The sequence below is a fragment of the Pseudomonas sp. P5_B2 genome (genome assembly GCF_056400445.1).
The window spans coordinates 1-2,817 of record NZ_JBFULH010000537.1; the positions used below are offsets into that span (position 1 = coordinate 1).

The following is a 2,817-nucleotide window of genomic DNA, read 5'->3' on the forward strand; positions in this document are numbered from 1 at the left end:
CTGTTTAAGCAGCTCTTCTTGCTCGCGCCGGCTCTGTTCCAGCGCTTCAACCTGCTGCTTCATCGCCTTGCTCTGGCGATACAGGTCCACGAACACGTTGACCTTGCTCTTGACCGCATGGATGTCCAGCGGCTTGTGCAGGAAGTCCACCGCGCCGCTTTCGTAGCCTTTGAATGCGTAGTTCAACTCGCGACCGGCAGCACTGACAAACACGATCGGGATGTTTTTGGTTTTCTCCGTTCCGCGCATCAGTTCGGCAAGCTCAAAGCCATTCATGCCTGGCATCTGTACATCGAGAATGGCCAGGGCGAATTCGTGCTGCAACAACAGCGACAAGGCTTCGTCGGCGGACAAGGCCTTGTAGACCATCCGGTCTTCACGATTGATCAGCGCTTCGAGCGCCAACAGGTTCTCCGGCAGATCGTCGACGATCAGCAATTTGGCCTGGATGTTACTTAACATGCTATTCGTTCCAGCTCGACAAGCAGACGGCCGATGCCGCGGACAGYGAGAATATGGTCAGGCTGCTGAATATCCAGCGCTGCCTGAGGCATGGTCGCGACCTGCGCCTCAGTCGGGTCCTGCACGATGGTCAGGCCACCGCGACGTTTAACGTGGGAAAGGCCGCGGGCCCCGTCGCGATTGGCTCCCGTCAGCAATACGGCGGCCAAGGCTGAACCGTAGGCATCGGCAGCGGACTCGAAGAGGTAATCGATGGCGGGCCGCGAATGATGCACGCGATCTTCCAGGCTCAACGAGAAGCTATGATCCTGTTCCACCGACAAGTGATAACCGGGTGTGGCGAAATACAGCGTTCCCGCTTCGACCCGGGTTTTATCGGACGCTTCGCGAACAGGCATCGATACCCGGCGTGCAAACACCTCGGCCAACAAGCTGCGGCGCTCGTCGGGCAAGTGCAGCACCACAATGATCGGCAGTGTGAAGCCTTCACGCAGCGGGCCAAGAATCGTGAGCAACGCCTCGACTCCGCCGGCCGAAGCGCCGATCACGATAGCCTCGATTGAAGGAACATCTGCTGCGTCGTTCATGATTTGCGGTAGATCCGTTCTTGTTTGACCAGCGGCTCGAACTGCTTGCCGAAGGCCGAAAAATCCGGGGTTTCCTTGCTGCCCAACACCAGAAACCCACGATGGCACAGGGACTCATGGAACAAACCGAACGCACGATCCTGAAGTTTTTTATTAAAGTAAATCAATACATTACGGCACGAAATTAATTGAGTTTCTGAAAATACGCTATCAGTCGCGAGGCTGTGATCAGCGAACGTCACGTTCTCACACAGGCTCTTGTCGAAAATCGCGTAACCATAAGCCGCCGTGTAGTAATCGGCGAATGAACACTGGCCACCTGCCTGCTGGTAGTTAGAAGTGTAGGCCCGAACATTTTCCATGGAAAAAATCCCCTGCTTGGCCTTTTCCAGCGAGCGAGGGTTGATGTCGGTGGCATAAATGATGGTGCGGTCCAGCAAGCCTTCTTCGCGCAGCAGAATCGCCATCGAATAGACCTCTTCACCGGTACTGCACCCGGCAATCCAGATTTTGATCGATGGATAAGTCTTGAGCAGCGGCACCACTTCCTTGCGGATCGCGAGGAAGTGCGAAGGGTCGCGAAACATTTCGCTGACCGGGATCGTCAGCAGTTGCAGCAATTGCATGAACGCGGTCGGGTCGTGCAGCACCTTTTCTTGCAGGGCCGAGATGGTGTTGCACTCGAATTGAACCAACGCATGACTCACCCGGCGCTTGATCGAAGCGCCCGAGTAATCGCGAAAATCATAGCTGTACTTGAGGTAAATCGCCTCGATCAACAAGCGCAGTTCGATTTCGCTATCTCGCTCCACTGAATGAATACGTTCCACTAAATACGTTCCATCTTCGGTAACCACACGCGAATCAGCGAGAACAGTCGATCCAGGTCGATGGGCTTGGCCAGGTAATCGTTGGAGCCGGCTTGCAGGCAGCGCTCCTGATCGTCCTTCATGGCCTTGGCCGTCACCGCGATGATCGGCAGCTTGCGCCAGCGCGGGTCCTTGCGGATCTCGATAGTGGCTTCGAAGCCATCCATCTCCGGCATCATCACGTCCATCAACACCAGATCGATGTCCTCGACTTCATTCAGTCTTTGAATCGCTTCACGACCATTGCGGCCAATGACCACGACTGCGCCCTTTTGCTCCAACGCACTGGTGAGGGCGAAGATGTTACGAACATCGTCATCCACCAGCAGCACCTTCCGACCCTCGAAGACCTTGTCGCGACTGCGAGCGGTCTTGAGCATCCTCTGCCGTTCATGGGACAACTTCGATTCGACTTTGTGCAGAAAGAGTGTGACCTCATCCAGCAAACGCTCGGGCGAGCGCGCGCCCTTGATGATGATCGAGCGCGAATACTTGCGCAGCTCAGCCTCTTCATCGCGGGTCAGGTTGCGCCCGGTGTAGACAATCACCGGCGGGAACGAGCAGATATCTTCCGTGGACATACGCTTGAGCAAGTCGTTGCCGAGCATGTCCGGCAACTTCAGGTCGATGATCATGCAATCAAAAATCGTCGTGCGTAGCAGGTCCAGAGCGTCCTGAGCCAGACCCACAGCTGTAATCTCGATGTCTTCGTCGCCGATCAGGCGGGCAATGCTGTCGCGCTGTAGATCGTCATCTTCCACCAGCAGCACCCGCTTGACCTTCTGGGTCAACTTGGCTTCGAGGCGGGCGAACACATCCTTGAGTTCTTCGCGGGTGGTCGGCTTGACCGCGTAACCGATGGCGCCCATGTGCATCGCGGCTTCGACCCGGTCTTCAAC

4 protein-coding genes are annotated in these 2,817 nt (G+C 56.2%); all 4 read right to left on the reverse strand.

Annotated elements, in window-relative coordinates:
- Positions 1 to 462 (reverse strand): response regulator (locus tag AC1DRJ_RS23575; protein WP_477804271.1); only part of this gene is annotated, 462 nt, incomplete at its 3' end.
- Positions 456 to 1,049 carry a chemotaxis protein CheB gene (locus AC1DRJ_RS23580; protein ID WP_477804272.1) on the reverse strand — a complete coding sequence of 198 codons (594 nt, stop codon included), beginning with the start codon at positions 1,047 to 1,049 and terminating at the stop codon, positions 456 to 458. The genes AC1DRJ_RS23575 and AC1DRJ_RS23580, both read right to left, overlap by 7 nt.
- Positions 1,046 to 1,879 carry a CheR family methyltransferase gene (locus AC1DRJ_RS23585; RefSeq protein WP_477804273.1) on the reverse strand — a complete coding sequence of 278 codons (834 nt, stop codon included), beginning with the start codon at positions 1,877 to 1,879 and terminating at the stop codon, positions 1,046 to 1,048. Before AC1DRJ_RS23585 ends, AC1DRJ_RS23580 begins: the two co-directional genes overlap by 4 nt.
- The coding region (locus tag AC1DRJ_RS23590) for a response regulator (RefSeq protein WP_477804274.1) at positions 1,879 to 2,817 on the reverse strand (939 nt) is incomplete at its 5' end. The genes AC1DRJ_RS23585 and AC1DRJ_RS23590, both read right to left, overlap by 1 nt.